General features: G+C 45.2%; 16 protein-coding genes, 2 tRNA genes and 2 rRNA genes. 14 read left to right on the top strand and 6 right to left on the bottom strand.

Translation table 11 applies throughout. The annotated features are described in order from the left end of the window. Positions 1–12: 12 nt before the first annotated feature. Entirely contained in the window at positions 13–870 is an 858-nt protein-coding gene (locus F890_RS02100; RefSeq protein WP_017397977.1) for an energy transducer TonB, read from the top strand. Between the two features lie 62 nt (positions 871–932). Here the strand turns inward: F890_RS02100 and F890_RS02105 are convergent, their stop codons facing one another. The 4 genes from F890_RS02105 to miaB form a co-directional block, all read right to left on the bottom strand. Then, positions 933–2165 (bottom strand): transposase, encoded by a 1233-nt coding sequence (locus F890_RS02105; protein WP_004730312.1) that lies wholly within the window; start codon positions 2163–2165, stop codon positions 933–935. A 268-nt stretch (positions 2166–2433) separates the two neighbouring features. After that, positions 2434–2916, bottom strand: coding sequence for an rRNA maturation RNase YbeY (gene ybeY, locus F890_RS02110; RefSeq protein WP_005265590.1), 483 nt, complete (start codon positions 2914–2916; stop codon positions 2434–2436). A gap of 22 nt (positions 2917–2938) precedes the next feature. Continuing rightward, on the bottom strand, positions 2939–4015 hold the full coding sequence (locus tag F890_RS02115; protein WP_004732214.1) for a PhoH family protein: 1077 nt from the start codon (positions 4013–4015) through the stop codon (positions 2939–2941). Positions 4016–4052: 37 nt separating this feature from the next. Further along, entirely contained in the window at positions 4053–5510 is a 1458-nt protein-coding gene (miaB, locus tag F890_RS02120) for a tRNA (N6-isopentenyl adenosine(37)-C2)-methylthiotransferase MiaB (RefSeq protein WP_005265592.1), read from the bottom strand. A gap of 334 nt (positions 5511–5844) precedes the next feature. Between miaB and F890_RS02125 the strand changes: the two genes are divergently transcribed. The 6 genes from F890_RS02125 to F890_RS02150 all read left to right on the top strand — a co-directional run bounded on the left by F890_RS02125 (position 5845) and on the right by F890_RS02150 (position 10732). After that, positions 5845–7779, top strand: a complete 1935-nt coding sequence (locus F890_RS02125; protein ID WP_392389824.1) for a lytic transglycosylase domain-containing protein — start codon at positions 5845–5847, stop codon at positions 7777–7779. A gap of 32 nt (positions 7780–7811) precedes the next feature. Beyond that, on the top strand, positions 7812–8450 hold the full coding sequence (locus F890_RS02130; protein ID WP_005249945.1) for a ribonuclease T2 family protein: 639 nt from the start codon (positions 7812–7814) through the stop codon (positions 8448–8450). 167 nt (positions 8451–8617) lie between these two features. Further along, positions 8618–9604, top strand: coding sequence for a malate dehydrogenase (locus F890_RS02135; protein WP_004645103.1), 987 nt, complete (start codon positions 8618–8620; stop codon positions 9602–9604). A 170-nt stretch (positions 9605–9774) separates the two neighbouring features. Continuing rightward, the gene (locus F890_RS02140) at positions 9775–10053 is read left to right on the top strand and encodes a DUF2789 family protein (RefSeq protein WP_005265594.1); all 279 of its coding nucleotides are present in this window, start codon (positions 9775–9777) and stop codon (positions 10051–10053) included. Between the two features lie 51 nt (positions 10054–10104). After that, positions 10105–10359 carry a DUF2789 family protein gene (locus F890_RS02145; RefSeq protein WP_004732206.1) on the top strand — a complete coding sequence of 85 codons (255 nt, stop codon included), beginning with the start codon at positions 10105–10107 and terminating at the stop codon, positions 10357–10359. A 115-nt stretch (positions 10360–10474) separates the two neighbouring features. Next, a complete protein-coding gene (locus F890_RS02150; protein WP_004732204.1) occupies positions 10475–10732 on the top strand; it encodes a DUF2789 family protein in 258 nt (85 codons plus the stop codon). A 92-nt stretch (positions 10733–10824) separates the two neighbouring features. Here F890_RS02150 and F890_RS02155 read toward each other — a convergent pair whose 3' ends face one another. Both F890_RS02155 and F890_RS02160 read right to left on the bottom strand, forming a co-directional pair. Further along, positions 10825–11352, bottom strand: coding sequence for a hypothetical protein (locus F890_RS02155; RefSeq protein ID WP_004732201.1), 528 nt, complete (start codon positions 11350–11352; stop codon positions 10825–10827). Between the two features lie 70 nt (positions 11353–11422). Next, positions 11423–12025, bottom strand: a complete 603-nt coding sequence (locus tag F890_RS02160; RefSeq protein ID WP_004732199.1) for a 2OG-Fe(II) oxygenase — start codon at positions 12023–12025, stop codon at positions 11423–11425. Positions 12026–12142: 117 nt separating this feature from the next. On the opposite strand from F890_RS02160, the gene F890_RS02165 reads away from it, so the two are divergent. The 7 genes from F890_RS02165 to F890_RS02195 all read left to right on the top strand — a co-directional run. Next, a complete protein-coding gene (locus F890_RS02165; protein WP_004732197.1) occupies positions 12143–13000 on the top strand; it encodes a 23S rRNA (adenine(2030)-N(6))-methyltransferase RlmJ in 858 nt (285 codons plus the stop codon). A gap of 38 nt (positions 13001–13038) precedes the next feature. Continuing rightward, positions 13039–13860, top strand: a complete 822-nt coding sequence (pssA, locus tag F890_RS02170) for a CDP-diacylglycerol--serine O-phosphatidyltransferase (RefSeq protein ID WP_004732196.1) — start codon at positions 13039–13041, stop codon at positions 13858–13860. A gap of 18 nt (positions 13861–13878) precedes the next feature. Then, positions 13879–14958 carry a DUF6670 family protein gene (locus F890_RS02175; RefSeq protein WP_004732193.1) on the top strand — a complete coding sequence of 360 codons (1080 nt, stop codon included), beginning with the start codon at positions 13879–13881 and terminating at the stop codon, positions 14956–14958. Between the two features lie 441 nt (positions 14959–15399). Further along, a 16S ribosomal RNA gene (locus F890_RS02180) occupies positions 15400–16937 on the top strand. Between the two features lie 60 nt (positions 16938–16997). Next, positions 16998–17074: transfer RNA gene (locus F890_RS02185), tRNA-Ile, on the top strand. A gap of 54 nt (positions 17075–17128) precedes the next feature. Further along, positions 17129–17204 (top strand) — tRNA-Ala (locus F890_RS02190). 435 nt (positions 17205–17639) lie between these two features. Further along, positions 17640–18914: ribosomal RNA gene (locus F890_RS02195) — 23S ribosomal RNA — on the top strand; the annotation flags it as partial.

The raw sequence follows: 18914 nt of genomic DNA on the forward strand, positions 1-18914 counted from the left end.
ACGATGATACTCATGCCTCTGGTCAGAACTTGGTGGAAAGATCCAGTGTTTAGCAGTGCGGTGCTTGCCGCAGGCATTCTGCATTTGATCGTGCTAACTCTGGAATTTGGTATGCCGCAAGATCGGGATACCAGTACCAAAGAAATCGCAGTCAGTTTGCGACAGACTGATGAAAAAATTGAGCATGCCGATTTTTTGGCTCAAACGGACCAGCAGGGTTCCGGCCAGTTTAGAGAGGCGCATCGCATGTCGAGTGATATGCCATCGCCGTTAATGGAGCAACATGCAGGCGAAGAACTGCAAGAAAGTCTGGATATGCTGCAACAGCAACAGGAACTCAGTTTTGAAGAAAAAGTCCTGATGACCACCTTGAGCTGGCAAAAGCAGGCGGAAGAAAATCAGCGTAAAAAAATGCAGGAGCAATTACAGAGCCAGTTTCAGGCCAAAGCGGCCATGGTCGCCAGTCTGGAAGCGCAATATTTACAGCGTCAGCAAAATTTCAGTCGTCAGCAAAAAATTAAGACTGTGGATGGTATTCAGTCCAAGCAGGATGTTTCGGCCGCATATCTGGAAAAGTTCCGTGAAAAAGTGGAATTTTATGGGAACCGCTACTATCCGGAAGCAGCTAAGCAGCAGAATCTGGCAGGGGAAGTACGGCTGATGGTGATCCTGAACCAGAATGGCGGAATTCGTGCCATTCGGCTGATTGACAGTTCAGGACATGCCATGCTGGACGAAGCAGCCAAATCTTCCGTGCGTAAGGCAGCACCATTTGGTGCTTTCGACAGTAAAATGAAAGAAATTTCCGAGCTGCGGGTGATTCGTACCTGGCGATTTGATCCGGCTGAAGCAGAGTTTGAAGTGCGTTAAAATTGATATTTACCAAGACCTCTCCCTAACCCACTCCTAATAAGGCATAGGTATCTACACATCTATGAGATACCTAATGCCATTGTGGCTATCTCATTGAGTTCATCTATTGAATATTCCGAGAGCAGTTGAAGAGTGTTCAGTAAAATCGAAAGCCCTGCCAATAAGGCAGGTGCACTTTCCAACCTACCTCTTTTCTGCTGCCGACCTGAAAGACGGGTGAGAAATACACGAATTTTCTGATGGTGTTCATCTTCAGAACGCTGGATTCGCCAAGTTAAAACACAAGCCATACAGCTAATCAGTAACCGCCTTAAAATGGCTTCAGGTCTGGTCTGAAGCCATGCTTCAATATCATGACCTGCCTGCTTGAGCAGCTTGAAATAGCATTCAATTGTCCAGCGCCAGTAATACCAGGTCGTCATCTCTACCGTAGTAATCTCTGATGGAACATTGCTGATTAGTGACCATCTTGCGACGGTCTTATCCTGATCATCTTTCACTACGGCAACAATTAATCTGGCTTCAATCGCACTCCCTGGCTGGGGAGCAACCCGTTGGCCTGAATCGTCATTTCTCTTCGGTTTTGCTGCACGTGTTATCCGGATAGCAGTTTCTCCCACATGCAACATATGCCGGTTTCCTTTATAGGCAATCGGCTGGACCTGCTGCGTTTCTACTCGTTCTGCGGCTTCTGCAACTTTGCATGTTTTGCCCTGATGCTCAATTCGATGGCCTTCTTTCGCCCGAATCAGCCATTTAAAACCCTGGCTGCTCATTTCCCTTAGGTGGGCAATGGAGTCACCTTCACGATCAATGATATGAACACATGTTTTCTCAATGGGATATTGTTCAATCACTTTGATTTGTTCGGTAAGTGAATCTAGATGAGATTTGCGCCCAGCAGAGTGTTGACTGAATGTGGAATAGCAGCCTGAGGCATCTGATAGTGTCTGCGCCAGTGGCGCAATAGGTAGTCCCGAGGCTGCATCAACCAGCAGACTGCTTTGCAATTCATAGCCTGAATCATATTGATGGGTTCTTTGCAGGCGCTGAATTTTATGATGGTGTTTCACATACTGTAGCTGAGACCAGTCATGAACAATCAATGCATATTGATGCGGTGATGCCTTGATCTGTTCACATGCAAGATGTTCAATTGGCTGGTTTAACTGACTAAAAGAGATTTTGTCATTATTCAGGAATCGCCAGACCGCTTGTGTGGTTGCGAAACTCGACTTTTGGGCAGAAGCCAGGTCTTTGATTGCCGGAGCAAGTGAAGCAAGAGGGTTCATATTGAGCTTTACAAGGCTGTTATAGCGCTTGACAAGACGCTGATCCAGGCCAGAGATGTTAAATTGAAGAGCATGCTCTTCAATTTAACGCAAAGTTCAGGAATTGTGTAGATACCTATGCCTAATAAGGAGAGGGAACTATATCTATAATGTTTAACAATCATAGGATTCTAATGAATGTTCTCCCTCCCTCTGGGAGGGAGTTAGAGGGAGGGCAACTTTGAATAAAAAAAGCGAGCCTTGGCCCGCTTTTTTTAATGAAAGAATTTTAGTTCTGTTCCAGATAAGGATTTTCAAAACCTAGCTTGGCCAGAATCTCAATTTCAATGCTTTCCATTTCTTCTGCATCTTCATCTGAAGTTTCATGATCATAGCCCATTAGGTGCAAGGTGCCATGAACCAGCATATGGGTAAAGTGAGTCAAAGGCGCTTTGCCCTGTTCATTCGCTTCACGTAATACCACCGGAATACAGATCACCAGATCACCAATGGGAAATGCATCCAGAAACTGCGCCATTTCATCTGGAAGTTCACTCGGGAAAGACAGGACATTGGTCGGTTTGTCTTTGCCGCGATATTCCAGATTCAGTTTATGACTTTCGTCATTGTCGACACAGGCAATTCCGATTTCGCAATCACTTTGAGTGCCGATATGACGTAAAGTGGTTTCTACAACTTTTTTAATATAGGCACGTTTCAGCACCAGTTCAGGCGACTGAAAGTCCTGTTGTAAGGAAAGACTAAGTTTCAACACAAATCCTTAAGTTTAAAGCTTAATGCTGTGCATCTGCAGCAGCATCATTTTCAGCGATCAAGGCATCCTGACGTGCTTTTCGTTCGGCACGTGCTTCAGCACTTAAGCGCTGCTGTTCACTGTCCCAGCCTTCATAGGCTTCGACAATTTTCTGTACCAGCTGATGACGTACCACATCACGCGAATGAAAACGGGTGATATGAATTTCAGGAATTTTATCAATCACGCGCAAAGCATGTGACAGGCCGGATTGCTGACCTCGCGGTAAATCTACCTGAGTTACGTCGCCAGTAATCACCGCTCGTGAGCCAAAACCTAAACGGGTCAGGAACATTTTCATCTGTTCTGGGGTGGTGTTCTGCGCTTCATCCAGAATCACGAAAGAATGATTTAGGGTACGGCCACGCATATAAGCAAGCGGAGCGACTTCAATCACTTGACGTTCGATCAGCTTGGCCACTTTTTCAAAGCCGAGCATTTCATACAGCGCGTCATACAAGGGACGTAAGTACGGATCAATTTTCTGGGTTAAATCCCCCGGCAGGAAACCGAGTTTTTCACCGGCTTCAACCGCAGGACGAACCAGCAGAATACGCTGGATTTCATTGCGCTCCAGCATGTCGACTGCAGCCGCAACGGCGAGATAGGTTTTACCTGTTCCGGCAGGGCCAATACCAAAAGAAATATCACTTTGCAGAATGCGCTGTACATAGCGTTTCTGGTTAGCACCACGCGGATTGATCCGACCCTTACGGGTTTGCAGCCAGACATTGTCCAGCCCCGTATGTTCCTGATCGTCCAGATCTTGCTGAAGTTCACGGTCAGTCTGGCTACCCTGAATCATCAGATGTAAAGTATCTGCACTAATCTGCTGACTATGTTCAGATTCTTCATGAAGACGTTGTAAGAGCATTTCGGCTCTCTCAACGGCATCGATTCCACCATCAATAATAAAACTTTCTCCGCGATGGGAGATTTTGACGTCTAAACGTTGTTCAATTTGCTTCAAATGGCCGTTATAGGCACCTAACATGGCTTGTATACGGTCCATCGAAATTCCAGGAAAAGCTACTGTACGTCGAATCGCTGCAGTCAAGAGTGTTCCTTATGAAGTGTGCGTTATATGCTCTACATTACGCCACGTCAGGCTCAAGATTCAAGAGCTCACCGTAAACTAAATTCAAAGTTTTAATTTCGGTAATTTCAATCTCGGCAAAGCGGCCTACCCAGGCAGGGTCACCAATAAAGTTAACATAACGGGTATTGTCCGCCGTACCAACCAGAATATTCGGATCTTTATCAGAAACTTTTTCGATCAGTACACGCTGGATAGTCCCAAGCATGGCATCCGTCTTGTCAATGCTTGAACGCTTAATCCATTGCTGAACTTTGGCCAGACGTTCTTTTTTCACATCTTCAGAAATCGTATCTTCCAGTTCTGCCGCAGGCGTACCCGGACGTTTTGAATAGATGAAACTATAAGAATGGTCGAAGTCTAAATCCTGAATAAACTGATAAGTTTCTTCGAAATTCTCATCAGTTTCACCCGGGAAACCAATGATAAAGTCTGAAGATAGGTGCATGTCAGGGCGAACTGCACGTAATTTTTTGATTTTCTCGATGTAAACATCAATCGTATGGTTGCGCTTCATGGCTTGCAACACATCATTGGAACCGCTTTGTACCGGCAAATGCAGATGTGAAACCATTTGTGGTAGGTCACGATAACACTGGATCAGGTCGTCATTAAATTCCAGCGGATGCGAGGTGGTATAACGAATCCGGCCAATACCCGGAATATCCGCAACCAAACGTAACAGATCGGCAAAGGTACAGATATTGCCTTCAAAAGTTTCACCACGGTAGCCATTTACGTTCTGACCCAAAAGTGAAATTTCACGCACGCCTTTTTCTGCCAAACCCGCAATTTCTGCGAGGACATCATCCAGTGGACGGGACACTTCTTCACCACGCGTATAAGGCACCACACAGAAAGAACAGTATTTAGAACAGCCTTCCATAATCGAAACAAAGGCTTTATAGCCTTCAACACGCGGTTCAGGCAGGAAGTCGAATTTCTCGATGTCCGGGAAGGAAATATCCACCAGTTTGATTTTTTCTTTTTTCGGCTTTTCGATCTGCTCAAAATGCTGATCCAGCATTTGCGGCAAACGGTGCAGGGTTTGCGGGCCAAAGATCATGTCGACATAATTGGCACGTTTCTGGATGTTGTCGCCTTCCTGAGACGCTACACAACCACCGACACCAATAATCAGGTCAGGATTTTTATCCTTTAGTTTGCGCCAGCGGCCCAGCTCGGAGAATACTTTCTCCTGTGCCTTTTCACGGATCGAGCAGGTATTCATCAGCAGAATATCGGCATCTTTAGGATCGGTGGTCAGCACATAGCCATGAGAATCGCCTAACAGGTCTGCCATACGGTGACTGTCGTACTCATTCATCTGACACCCTTGCGTTTCGATGTACAGTTTTTTGACTGAAGCATCGCTGGCTGGGGTATGCGCTGGCTGGGTAACAGTGTTTTCTGAGGCAGCTGGGGCACCATTCGGAATGAAGGTTTGAACCGTCATGTAGGCTCCTACAAGGTAATACGTTGAAAGAGTGAACGAATAGCCTGATTGATGCATCAAACAGGTGAATAAAAATTCAATTCACGGACTGAAATCTTGGAAAGGCGCATATTTTAGCAGGAAAGTCGCTTAAACTTATAGCCCAAATTAACTGTGGAAAAATATTGATTTGTGGGCAAAAATTGTCTGTAGATTAATATTGCTTAATCATAAGGTTACATAACTGAACAATAGAGTGGGTTATAATCTTCAAACTAGCTCTTATTATATGCAACATGGGCTAAGCACAAAATCGATGATAGAAGGCAAAGGGATGTTGAAACACACTAAAACTATGTATAAATACTATAAATTAATTACTTTAAGTGTGGCATGTATCTGTTCAGCGAGTACACAGGCAGCAGAAGAACAATTTAATGATGCCTTGCGTGCAGCCAATGCAGGTAATACTGAACTGTTACAGCAATATCGTCTGTCTATGCAGAATGATGCCTTGGGCTATTATCCGGAATACTGGATTTTAAACCAGAATCTTGCCATGCAGCCTGTCAGCCAGATTATCAGCTTTGCCCAGCGTTACCCTCAATCTGCTATGGCTGAAAAGCTGGCAGCAGACTATGTCGAAGAAAAAGTAAAAATGGCAGACTTTAGCACTGCCCAACCGGTATTGCCTTATGTGACCAATGCCGATCCTGCCGAAGCCTGTGCAGTGGCACAAGTGCGCGCCAAAGCTGGCGATGAACTGGTCTATGCCGAGTTTAAAGAAGTCTGGTTAACCACCAATAGCCAGCCTGATTCTTGTACTGGTCTAGGTCGGATGATGCTATCCAGTCCACTCATGACCTCAGAAGACCGTCAGCAGCGACTCTGGGGGCAACTTCGTGCCGGACAGTCAGGTCAGGCCATTGCGACAGCGCAAGGCATTGGTCTAAATCTGTCTCTGGCACAACTGAATTCGATTCAGGCCAATCCCACCAATTATTTGTGGTCTGCGGCTAAAAGTACTGCGGCAGAGCATGCCTATCTGATTTATGCGCTGGGACGTCTGGCCGATAGCGATTTGGACTCAGCGTTGTCTATTGTCAAACGGACTGCCGAAGGTACACCGGTACAGGTACAACGCGCCTTATATCGTGCTGTCGGTTATATCGGTGGTACTACAGTCATGAAAAACAACTTCAATCGGGAAGTGTTGAATGCGCTAGATGTCAGCTATGGCCTGCCATTTAGCCCGGAAGAAGCCGAGATTTATGCACGTCAGGCAATTCGTTTTAGTGCCTGGGAAAGCCTGATTCGTGCCATTGATAGCATGAGTGTTAACCAAAAGCAGGAAGACCGTTGGCAATATTGGCTGGCGCGTGCCAGCGAACAACGTACTGATCGTGCTTCCAAACAGGCAGCAGAAAGTATTTATCGTAAGCTGGCGACCGGAGATGACTATCACAATCTTCTGGCACGCGACAAGCTGGGGCAGGTGACTGCGAGTACACCAAATCCAGCGCAGCCATCCAATCAGGCTATGCAGCGCTTGAATCAGGATATTCATTTCCGCCGTGCTTTCACCTTACGTAATATCAGCGCCCCGGAGAACTATATTAACCGGGAATGGAACTGGGCAGTGCGTCAGGCTTATCTAAAGAAGGATGATGACCTGTTGCTGGCCGCGGCAAAACGTGCCATGGATATGGGCTGGTATGATCGTGCCATTTATGCCGCTGACCGTACCGCGAACAAACATAATTATAACTATCGTTATCCAATGCCACATCAGAATTACGTGGTCAGCCATAGTCGCAATGCGGGGGTTGATCCGGCCTGGGCCTATGGTTTGATGCGTCAGGAAAGCCGTTTCAATACGGTGGCACGTTCACATGTCGGGGCGGGTGGTCTGATGCAGATTATGCCGGATACGGCCAAGCTGGTGGCGCGTCAAATGGGTGAGGCTTATAACCCGGCGGCACTCACCGATATGAATACCAATATTCGCTATGGAACATTCTATTTATCTACGATTCAGCGTCAGCTTAGCGATAGTCCGGTGCTGGCAACAGCAGGCTATAATGCCGGTCCAAACCGTGCCCGCCGCTGGCAGCCGGAATTTCAGGGGATTGCCGCAGATCAATATACTGAAAGTATTCCTTTACTCGAAACCCGAGATTATGTGAAACATGTCATGACCAATGCCACGCATTACGGTATCTTGTTAGGACAGGGGGCACAGTCAGTGGGTAAACGCATGCAACTGATACCATTACGTAATACACAATAAAATTAAAATTATTGGGGGATGGTAATTTATTCATGAAAATAATGAAGGATCGTCGAGTCTGGGCTGGATCGGTTACGCTTGTGGTTTTGGCCAGTAGTCCGGCAGCGTTTGCTACGCCGACAGACTATGTCATGGATGTACAAATGGTCCCGGCCCTATGTAGCCTGTACCCTGAATATGCCAAGAAACGAAAATGTCTGGAAGGTTATTCGCTGAATATCTCCGGCTTATATCCTCAGACCACATCACAAAATTGTACGACCAATAGCTCTGCGAAACTGTCACCACTGCAGTCCAAGGTAGTGGCCAGGATCATGCCGGATGACAATACCCGGACAATTTTATGGCGCAATATCGGTGGCTGCGTGCCGATGAATGCCAGTCAGTATTTCCGGACGATTATCAATTATGCAGATCGTCTCAAAGTGCCTGCGGAACTGACGGAACAGGAAAATATCACGATTTCTGTCGATACATTGCGGGCCAAATTCCTGAAAATTAATCCACAATTACCGGGCAATGCCTTGCGATTCAACTGCCAGCAGACCCAGTCAGCCAGCGTACTTACCTCGATCAAGGTCTGTTATCGCCCCAATGGCAATTACAAATCCTGTCCTGCCAACATTATTAATACATGCCCAAAAACTGTCACAATAAAAGGAACATACTGAGCTTTTTTGCCGATTTAATTTATATTTCCTATCAGACTTTAGGTGAAATCCGTCCTCTTTTATATGCATCTGACAAAGGATTGGAGTACAATCTTTCGCGTTTACGATTATTAGATTAAATACTAACTATTTAATCGCATTGAATATCCTCAATTGGAGATAATTAGATGAAGCAAGCAGTTCGTGTTGCCGTTACTGGCGCTGCAGGTCAAATTGGTTACAGCCTATTATTCCGTATCGCAAGCGGCGAAATGCTAGGTAAAGATCAACCAGTGATTTTGCAATTGCTCGAAGTTCCTTTTGAGAAAGCTCAACAAGCGCTTAAAGGCGTAATGATGGAGCTTCAAGATTGTGCATTCCCATTACTAGAAGACATGATCGGTACTGATGATCCTAAAGTTGCATTCAAAGATGCTGACTACGCGCTTCTAGTTGGTTCACGTCCACGTGGTCCAGGTATGGAACGTGCTGACCTGCTTAAAGTGAACGGTGAAATCTTCATCGGTCAAGGTCAAGCATTGAACGAAGTGGCGAGCCGTGACGTTAAAGTTCTAGTTGTTGGTAACCCTGCAAACACGAATGCTTACATCGCAATGAAATCTGCTCCAGATCTTCCAGCGAAAAACTTCACTGCAATGTTACGTCTTGACCACAACCGTGCTGCATCTCAAATTGCTGCTAAAACTGGTAAAGCGGTTAAAGACATCAAAAATCTTACAGTTTGGGGTAACCACTCTCCAACCATGTATGCTGACTACCGTTTTGCAACAATTAACGGCGAAAGCGTTAAAGACATGATCAACGACCAAGAATGGAATGCAAATACATTCCTTCCGACTGTTGGTAAACGTGGTGCTGCGATCATCGAAGCACGTGGTTTGTCTTCTGCTGCTTCTGCTGCTAACGCTGCAATCGACCATATGCGCGATTGGGCTCTTGGCACAAACGGCGAATGGGTAACGATGGGTATTCCTTCTGACGGTTCTTACGGTATCCCTGAAGGCGTAATGTTCGGTTTCCCTGTAACGACTGAAAACGGTGAATACAAAATCGTTCAAGGTCTAGAAATCGACGAATTCAGTCAAGAGCGTATCAACTTCACGTTGAACGAACTTGAAGAAGAGCGCGCAGCAATTGCTGACATGCTTAAATAATTTAATCTTCTTAGATTAAGTTGAAAAAAGCACTCCATTTGGGGTGCTTTTTTTATGCCATTCACTTTAATCAACAAAAAATAACAAGCTGTGAAGGAGAGACAACTGAGTTTTCGCTATGAGCCCTCTAAGGTAGAGACAAGATTATAGATAAAAAGATGGAGGTTCAGATGTTAGAGCAACGCGCCACCTTCGAACTTTTCTTTGAACAATTGGGTCTGGATTCGAGTCCGGAAGCGATTGACGAGTTTATTAGCACGCATCAAATTGGTATGGATGTGCCACTGCATAAAGCTCCTTTTTGGAGTAAATCACAGCATGACTTTCTGATCAGTCACTGGAAGAAAGATGATGACTGGGCCATTTTTGTCGATGTGTTAAATGAACAATTACATATTGAGGCAGAGGGTTCAGGTTCCTGTGACATACGCAGCCATAAATCAACCTAAGAATTCGAATCTCAACACGCTCATAATTTAACGCTACGATGGAGTCTATTTATGCTTACGGAACAACAGTTAACTTTAGAATTATTATTTGAACAATTGGGTTTGCCTTCTGATGAAGCCTCAATTACTCAGTTTACCGATACCCATCAATTACCATCTGAAGTCGCATTGCCAGATGCCGAATTCTGGAGTGAGGGGCAAAGTGCCTTCTTGCGTGAACACTGGCACCAAGATGATGAATGGATTGTCATTATTGACAAGTTAAATCAGCTTTTACATGTGGAAAGCGACAAGCAAAGCTCTTAAATGCATTCATACAAAAAGAAACAACAAACCTAGTCAAATGACTAGGTTTTTTTTGCCTTATCTTATAAGTTAGATCTATAAATAATTACAATTTATCTGATATAAGGAGGGCGCGATGCTCGCAAAGAACCAACCATCCTTAGAGCTCTTGTTTTCTCAGCTCGGTCTCGCCAATAGTCCTGCGGCTATTGAATTGTATATACGCACCCATCAACTGCCAGCAGGGCTATCCTTGCACGATGCGCCGTTCTGGAATAAAGCCCAACGTTCTTTATTGATCAGCCATTTGGTACAAGATGATGATTGGGCAATTTGGGTCGATGAACTGAATCAGCAATTGCACATGGACGCTTATAGACGTCAACCTGCTTGATCATTTTTTCCTGAGCCTTTCTAATATTTAGAATAAGACGATATAGCTTGCATTAAAAAAATGCCTCATCTGAGGCGTTTTTGTTCTTTGGCTTAATGCATTTTGCTTTTTAATATTTTGTTAAACCATTCGTGCTGACGATAATCATTAAAAGCGTGATGCTGCTGTAATAATTCCAGCTCAAATTCGGCAGTCATAGTGTATTTACCTAACCAGTGACGGGTCAGGGCCGGCTCATTTTTACTGGCACTGGCATAGGCCAAGAAGAAATAAATATCACCATGTTCATAGCTGGCCATCGGTTTTAGAATTTGCTGGGTAATCAGAGCGAAATGGTGCTCTTTGGTCAGTTCAAAGAACATCATATAGGCCTTGGCCAGATGCAAAGATAGATTGATATACATGCGCAGCGGCATTTCTTCAAATTCTACCCGGCCTTGTTCCAGCAACACTACGGCTTCTTGCAGGAAATGTCGCTGTTCCTGACGCAGTTCACTTAAAGTCACCAGCTGTAAACGAAGATCAGCACGTTCAAGCGTTAATTCTGGCGTATTGCCTTTTAAATACAATTGGTCAGTTTCACCCAGACGTTGAATAATCTGTTTGGTCGTTAATCGCATCAACGCAATCCTCATTTCTCAATAATGGCTATATGAGGCTAAAAATTAAAATTTAAAGCGGCTAGCCGTCTTAGAGTAGTGAGGTATCACTTCTTAGCCAGGCGGTAATGGATAGGCGTTGCTGTTTAGAGATTAAAACTTCATGTAATAAATCGCTCTGGAACAGCGCCATTCGGTTCGGTTTTGGCTGGATAATATGCCACTGGCCATGTTTGTCCTGCAGGCGCAGTTCACCGCCCCAGTCCGCCTGCCATTGTTCATGTAAATAATACACACTGGAAATCATCCGGCCATTTTTATCTTGAGGATTGTCGCGGTGCAGGGCATAGAACTCACCCGCGTGATAGCAAGCGAAATGTGCTTCGACATCTTTGATACCTAAATAAAACGCGCGGTTTAAAATTTGGGAAAATTGTTGAAGGGTTTGGATGTGTAGGTGGGAAATTTGAAATTCAGGTTGTAACCAAAGAATATGATCACTACGGATGTTGTTAACGACACCATTTTGAATGGCTGCATTGCGAAATTTGTTTAAGTGGCTTAAGCATTCTTGACTCACAGCATGTTGATATTCGCTAGAATAAGCATCGTCAACAATACTAAAGCCATGTTGATCTAAATCATCTAAGATTTGATCAACATTCCAATCCCCTGGGATGATAACTGCTTCCATTTTTTCAATTCTCGATAGTGTGGTAAAAAAAGGTCCGCTATTTTAGTGCAATAATCGTTTCTGAACGAAATAGTTTTTCATGTTAAAATAGCAATTGATCTTAGGAATAATTGAAACATGAATTACCGTCACTCTTACCACGCAGGCAACTTTGCCGATGTCATGAAGCACGTTTTATTGCTTCAGTTGTTGACTCGACTGAATGCAAAAGACAAACCTTATCGCTATGTAGATACGCATGGTGGTGCAGGTAAATATGATTTGTCGACTGCCGAAGCGCAAAAATCAGGTGAGTTTTTAAACGGTATTCATCGTCTGGTTAAGCTGGATGATTCAATCAAGCGTAATGCACCTGAAGGCGTACAACAATACTTGAAAATTGTTGAAAACATGCGTGAAAACTTTGGTAAGGGTGCTTATCCGGGTTCACCGTGGTTTGCGCTAGAAGGCATGCGTGAGATTGATAAAGCGACCATTTTTGAAATGCAGCGCGATGTATTTCAGCAACTTCGTCATAATATTTTTGACAAGCGTGCGGGTTTGCATGAGCGTGATGCATACGAAGGTCTTTTAGCAGTCATTCCACCAAAAGAAAAACGTGGCCTGGTGATGATCGATCCGCCATATGAACTGGAACGTAAAGATTTTCCGCAGTTGGTTGAACTGCTGGTTGCCGCGTATAAGAAATGGCCGACAGGTGTATTCGCCGTTTGGTATCCAATTAAAGACCGTGCCATGATCGAACGCTTCGAGAAGAAAATGTTTAAGACCGGTATCCGCCGTCAACTGGTTTGTGAAGTCTGTGTATGGCCGGATGATACCCCAGTAGGCTTGAACGGTTGTGGTTTGCTGGTGATTAACCCACCTTGGAAATTCTCTGAAGATGCAGATGAAGCGTTACAGTGGTTATTCCCGCATCTTCGCATGAGTGAAAATGGTGGTCACGCTGCAGTTCGCTGGTTAGTGGGCGAATAATTTTTTCAAAGATCAGGTCATAGCTAGGATCGACAAGAATGACAAATATAAGCAAACCGGAACGTGACTCTTCAACTGAAGTGCCTTTCGATGGCATCACCTTCGAGGTGGAAGAAGAGGAGCATACCCAGGAAGGGCAAAAAGTTAAGCGTCGAGGCATCTATCTATGGCCGAACCTGATTACAACCGCAGCGTTGTTGTCAGGTTTCTACTCGATTATTGCCAGTATGAATGGTGATTTTCAGCAAGCTATTTATGCGATCTTTATTGCGGCATTACTGGATGGACTAGATGGCCGTGTGGCACGTGCCATTGGTGCACAAAGTCCGTTCGGCGAACAGTTCGATTCCCTTTCTGACATGCTGGCTTTTGGTGTGGCTCCCGCTATTTTGATGTATAGCTGGGGCTTGAGCGATTTGGGTCGTATTGGTCTGGCAGCCTGTTTTGTCTATACCGCATGTGCTGCGTTCCGTCTGGCACGTTTCAATGTGCAGATTGGTGTGGTCGATAAACGTTATTTTATCGGTGTCGCAAGTCCTCTGGCTGCCATCATGATTGTATCATTGGTCTGGGTCGGTCTGGATTTTCCAGAAATCTTTGATATTCGTGAACCTTCTCTTCAGGTCATTAATGCAGTGGTCATTATTGCGGTGGGCTTGTTGATGATTTCCAATATCAAATACTATTCATTTAAAACTGTAGAACGTAAACGGGTTCCATTTTTTGTCCTACCAATTGCCGTATTCGTCTTTGCAGCGATGACTTATAATATTCCTGTCGGCATTCTGGTCATTTCTATTCTCTATGCCTTGTCTGGTTTTATCACCACCTTTATGGCAAAAAGATCGAGTACATTATAAAAAGATAAGGAGTCTGAGATGCGGTTTCTTCAAGATTTTCTAGATCGTTCGAAACAGCTAAATCAGACTCCTGCTGTTTCACAGCACAATCTTGCCTATCATGGGCCAAACCAGAAATATAAAATTATTCATCAGGGTTTGATGATCCCCGGGCTTCCGACACCGCTCTATTATTTAAACTTTCTGAGTATTATCGGGCAACCCAATGCCCCCATGCTGGCAAACCCGAGTGCAATCGAAACCACAGCCCTAGATACCGCCACCGTGATTTGCAGTGCGAGTCCGCATATGGTGGGGCAATTGCATCACTATTCGGTCAAGCAGGACTGTCATTTTAGATCGGGTCTGTTTCAGTTTCTGGATCGGGAGCAATTGAGCGGAAGTTTTCCAAATTTTCGTTTGCAGCGTTCTGACTCGGAACTCAGTTTTGACTTAAATATTCAGACCACTCAGCTGATTTCTCATTTTACCCAAATGCGGTTTTCCTTGGCAGATCACTGGTCTTTGTTATGTCATTGTCAGGGAACGGTGAACTATAAAGCGCAGCAATATGCGATCGATGGTCTTGGAAGCTTTGAATACGCGCGGAGTTTTAACTTTCCTTATTTACCTTTGGTCTTCCTAACTTATCAAATTATTAATCTCAGTGAAAACCGGCAACTGTTGTTGGCGCAAATCCGGGATGGTTTTAATAGCATTGTTCAGTCGCGGATATATCTACGTGATTTAAAAAACATGCGGACCCAAATGTTCGATCGCAAAGTTTATTTTAAAGTTCATCGTGTTTATCCGCGTGTCACTACCCCCAATGGGCAAAGTATGTATTTGCCACGTGAATTTGAATGGTGTTATGAAAATGCAGACGGCACTTGTATCTGGGTGCAAGGCCAAAGTCGCGGAGATTTTAAATTTGGCCTGGCTGCGGGCTATGTGGGAAGTTTTAGTTATCAAGTAAAAATAAATGAACAGACCGAAAATGGGGAGGGGGGCTATTGTGAATACATAGATTGCCGACCTTTACGCTTTCAGGAACAGAATAAAACTGAAAAAAGATTAAGTCATTTATCCAATTCAGTCCCTTTACTGCTCAAGAAATAAATAAAAGCGCGATTTTTGTAGAATAAATAAACAGTCGTGATATTTTTGCTGAATTATTTAAAAATAGGGGTTGTATTGGGTTGGGAATCCTGTAGAATGCACATCCATCGGCGGTGATGAAGATTAAAACTTCTGATAAAACAGTGACTTAGTTGAGTTTAATTGAGTTCGGTTTTAGAAAGAAAGTTTAAAAATAGTTTTCATTACTGGTTGACTTTCTAGAGATAGAGAGTAATATAGCCGACCTAGCTTGCTGGTGACGAATCAGCAAGAAGATCATTAAGAGATTATGAAGAACAACTTGTGTGGATTTTTACTGGTTGATTGATCGAAATTATTTTCATTGATTGATGGTAGAAATTACTCGAAGTTTATTTGAGAAATATTTGTCAGAAAATTGATGAGCCAAGATTGGCACCCTTTAAGGTGCTACATAGTATTAAACTGAAGAGTTTGATCATGGCTCAGATTGAACGCTGGCGGCAGGCTTAACACATGCAAGTCGAGCGGGGAAAGGTAGCTTGCTACTTTACCTAGCGGCGGACGGGTGAGTAATGCTTAGGAATCTGCCTATTAGTGGGGGACAACATCTCGAAAGGGATGCTAATACCGCATACGTCCTACGGGAGAAAGCAGGGGACCTTCGGGCCTTGCGCTAATAGATGAGCCTAAGTCGGATTAGCTAGTTGGTGGGGTAAAGGCCTACCAAGGCGACGATCTGTAGCGGGTCTGAGAGGATGATCCGCCACACTGGGACTGAGACACGGCCCAGACTCCTACGGGAGGCAGCAGTGGGGAATATTGGACAATGGGGGGAACCCTGATCCAGCCATGCCGCGTGTGTGAAGAAGGCCTTTTGGTTGTAAAGCACTTTAAGCGAGGAGGAGGCTACCGAGATTAATACTCTTGGATAGTGGACGTTACTCGCAGAATAAGCACCGGCTAACTCTGTGCCAGCAGCCGCGGTAATACAGAGGGTGCAAGCGTTAATCGGATTTACTGGGCGTAAAGCGCGCGTAGGTGGCCAATTAAGTCAAATGTGAAATCCCCGAGCTTAACTTGGGAATTGCATTCGATACTGGTTGGCTAGAGTATGGGAGAGGATGGTAGAATTCCAGGTGTAGCGGTGAAATGCGTAGAGATCTGGAGGAATACCGATGGCGAAGGCAGCCATCTGGCCTAATACTGACACTGAGGTGCGAAAGCATGGGGAGCAAACAGGATTAGATACCCTGGTAGTCCATGCCGTAAACGATGTCTACTAGCCGTTGGGGCCTTTGAGGCTTTAGTGGCGCAGCTAACGCGATAAGTAGACCGCCTGGGGAGTACGGTCGCAAGACTAAAACTCAAATGAATTGACGGGGGCCCGCACAAGCGGTGGAGCATGTGGTTTAATTCGATGCAACGCGAAGAACCTTACCTGGTCTTGACATAGTAAGAACTTTCCAGAGATGGATTGGTGCCTTCGGGAACTTACATACAGGTGCTGCATGGCTGTCGTCAGCTCGTGTCGTGAGATGTTGGGTTAAGTCCCGCAACGAGCGCAACCCTTTTCCTTATTTGCCAGCGGGTTAAGCCGGGAACTTTAAGGATACTGCCAGTGACAAACTGGAGGAAGGCGGGGACGACGTCAAGTCATCATGGCCCTTACGACCAGGGCTACACACGTGCTACAATGGTCGGTACAAAGGGTTGCTACCACGCGAGTGGATGCTAATCTCAAAAAGCCGATCGTAGTCCGGATTGGAGTCTGCAACTCGACTCCATGAAGTCGGAATCGCTAGTAATCGCGGATCAGAATGCCGCGGTGAATACGTTCCCGGGCCTTGTACACACCGCCCGTCACACCATGGGAGTTTGTTGCACCAGAAGTAGGTAGTCTAACCTCAGGGGGGACGCTTACCACGGTGTGGCAGATGACTGGGGTGAAGTCGTAACAAGGTAGCCGTAGGGGAACCTGCGGCTGGATCACCTCCTTAACGAAAGATTGACGATTGGTAAGAATCCACAACAAGTTGTTCTTCATACGATGTATCTGAGGGTCTGTAGCTCAGTTGGTTAGAGCACACGCTTGATAAGCGTGGGGTCACAAGTTCAAGTCTTGTCAGACCCACCACTACTGACGAAGCGCAAGCAGAAACAGAACGATACATTGACTTATTGATAAGCTGGGGACTTAGCTTAGTTGGTAGAGCGCCTGCTTTGCACGCAGGAGGTCAGGAGTTCGACTCTCCTAGTCTCCACCATCACTTACATTGATCTTGAAATGATCAAGCAAACGTAAGATGAGCTAAGAAACATACAAACAGCTAGATAGCTTATAGAGCTTAGTAAGAAAGAGGCGTATGATTCGCTTCGTTGTTATTAACCTCTGTGATTTATCACAGTTTCCTGACCTGACGAAGGCTGGAAAAATCATTAACAGAATATATTTGAGTTGAAATAATTTGTTCATACTCATGACTGACATTAACACTAGCAGTGATTTATTACTGTGATGTGAAGATGAAAGAAATGAGTTACTAGCGAAATTAACTGAATCAAGCGTTTTGGTATATGAATCTAATTGAAGCTGTACGGTGCTTAAGTGCACAAACGCCAACTGTATGAGCGTGATGAGAAATCATCACAATCTGTTGCTTATCCCACTTGTAAGGATAAACGACTGTTTGGGGTTGTATAGTCAAGTAATTAAGTGCATGTGGTGGATGCCTTGGCAGTCAGAGGCGATGAAAGACGTGATAGCCTGCGAAAAGCTCCGGGGAGGCGGCAAATATCCTGTGATCCGGAGATGTCTGAATGGGGAAACCCACTTACCATAAGGTAGGTATTGCAACATGAATACATAGTGTTGCAAGGCGAACGAGGGGAAGTGAAACATCTCAGTACCCTTAGGAAAAGAAATCAATTGAGATTCCCTCAGTAGCGGCGAGCGAAAGGGGAAGAGCCCATTAAGTCATATAAGTTCTAGTGGAACGCTCTGGGAAGTGCGACCGTAGACGGTGATAGTCCTGTACACGAAAGGGCTTATATGATGATGTCGAGTAGGGCGAGGCACGTGAAACCTTGTCTGAATATGGGGGGACCATCCTCCAAGGCTAAATACTCCTGACTGACCGATAGTGAACCAGTACCGTGAGGGAAAGGCGAAAAGAACCCCTGTGAGGGGAGTGAAATAGATCCTGAAACCGCATGCATACAAGCAGTGGGAGCCGGCTTAGTCCGGTGACTGCGTACCTTTTGTATAATGGGTCAGCGACTTATATTCAGTAGCAAGGTTAACCGAATAGGGGAGCCGTAGGGAAACCGAGTCTTAATAGGGCGTTTAGTTGCTGGGTATAGACCCGAAACCAGGTGATCTATCCATGAGCAGGTTGAAGGTTGGGTAACACTAACTGGAGGACCGAACCCACTGTCGTTGAAAAGCCAGGGGATGACTTGTGGATAGGGGTGAAAGGCTAATCAAACTTGGTGATAGCTGGTTCTCCCCGAAAGCTATTTAGGTAGCGCCTCGGACGAATACCATTGGGGGTAGAGCACTGTTTCGGCTAGGGGGTCATCCCGACTTACCAAACCGATGCAAACTCCGAATACCAATGAGTACTATCCGGGAGACAGACTGCGGGTGCTAACGTCCGTAGTCAAGAGGAAAACAATCCAGACCGCCAGCTAAGGCCCCAAAATTATAGTTAAGTGGGAAACGATGTGGGAAGGCATAGACAGCTAGGAGGTTGGCTTAGAAGCAGCCACCCTTTAAAGAAAGCGTAATAGCTCACTAGTCGAGTCGGCCTGCGCGGAAGATGTAACGGGGCTAAAACTATATGCCGAAGCTGCGGATTCACAATTTATTATACGTGGTAGGGGAGCGTTCTGTAAGCCGATGAAGGTGGATTGAGAAGTCTGCTGGAGGTATCAGAAGTGCGAATGCTGACGTGAGTAACGACAATGCGAGTGAA

It is taken from the genome of Acinetobacter sp. CIP 64.7, from assembly GCF_000369745.1.
In the GTDB taxonomy this organism is placed as follows: domain Bacteria; phylum Pseudomonadota; class Gammaproteobacteria; order Pseudomonadales; family Moraxellaceae; genus Acinetobacter; species Acinetobacter fasciculus.

Coding starts and splice junctions, on each gene's coding strand:
- pssA (WP_004732196.1), top strand. CDS start 13,039: ATGACAAATATAAGCAAACCGGAACGTGACTCTTCAACTGAAGTGCCT.
- F890_RS02155 (WP_004732201.1), bottom strand. CDS start 11,352: ATGCGATTAACGACCAAACAGATTATTCAACGTCTGGGTGAAACTGAC.
- F890_RS02125 (WP_392389824.1), top strand. CDS start 5,845: ATGTATAAATACTATAAATTAATTACTTTAAGTGTGGCATGTATCTGT.
- F890_RS02100 (WP_017397977.1), top strand. CDS start 13: ATGCCTCTGGTCAGAACTTGGTGGAAAGATCCAGTGTTTAGCAGTGCG.
- F890_RS02130 (WP_005249945.1), top strand. CDS start 7,812: ATGAAAATAATGAAGGATCGTCGAGTCTGGGCTGGATCGGTTACGCTT.
- F890_RS02145 (WP_004732206.1), top strand. CDS start 10,105: ATGCTTACGGAACAACAGTTAACTTTAGAATTATTATTTGAACAATTG.
- F890_RS02175 (WP_004732193.1), top strand. CDS start 13,879: ATGCGGTTTCTTCAAGATTTTCTAGATCGTTCGAAACAGCTAAATCAG.
- F890_RS02105 (WP_004730312.1), bottom strand. CDS start 2,165: ATGAACCCTCTTGCTTCACTTGCTCCGGCAATCAAAGACCTGGCTTCT.
- F890_RS02165 (WP_004732197.1), top strand. CDS start 12,143: ATGAATTACCGTCACTCTTACCACGCAGGCAACTTTGCCGATGTCATG.
- F890_RS02140 (WP_005265594.1), top strand. CDS start 9,775: ATGTTAGAGCAACGCGCCACCTTCGAACTTTTCTTTGAACAATTGGGT.
- F890_RS02135 (WP_004645103.1), top strand. CDS start 8,618: ATGAAGCAAGCAGTTCGTGTTGCCGTTACTGGCGCTGCAGGTCAAATT.
- F890_RS02160 (WP_004732199.1), bottom strand. CDS start 12,025: ATGGAAGCAGTTATCATCCCAGGGGATTGGAATGTTGATCAAATCTTA.
- F890_RS02150 (WP_004732204.1), top strand. CDS start 10,475: ATGCTCGCAAAGAACCAACCATCCTTAGAGCTCTTGTTTTCTCAGCTC.
- miaB (WP_005265592.1), bottom strand. CDS start 5,510: ATGACGGTTCAAACCTTCATTCCGAATGGTGCCCCAGCTGCCTCAGAA.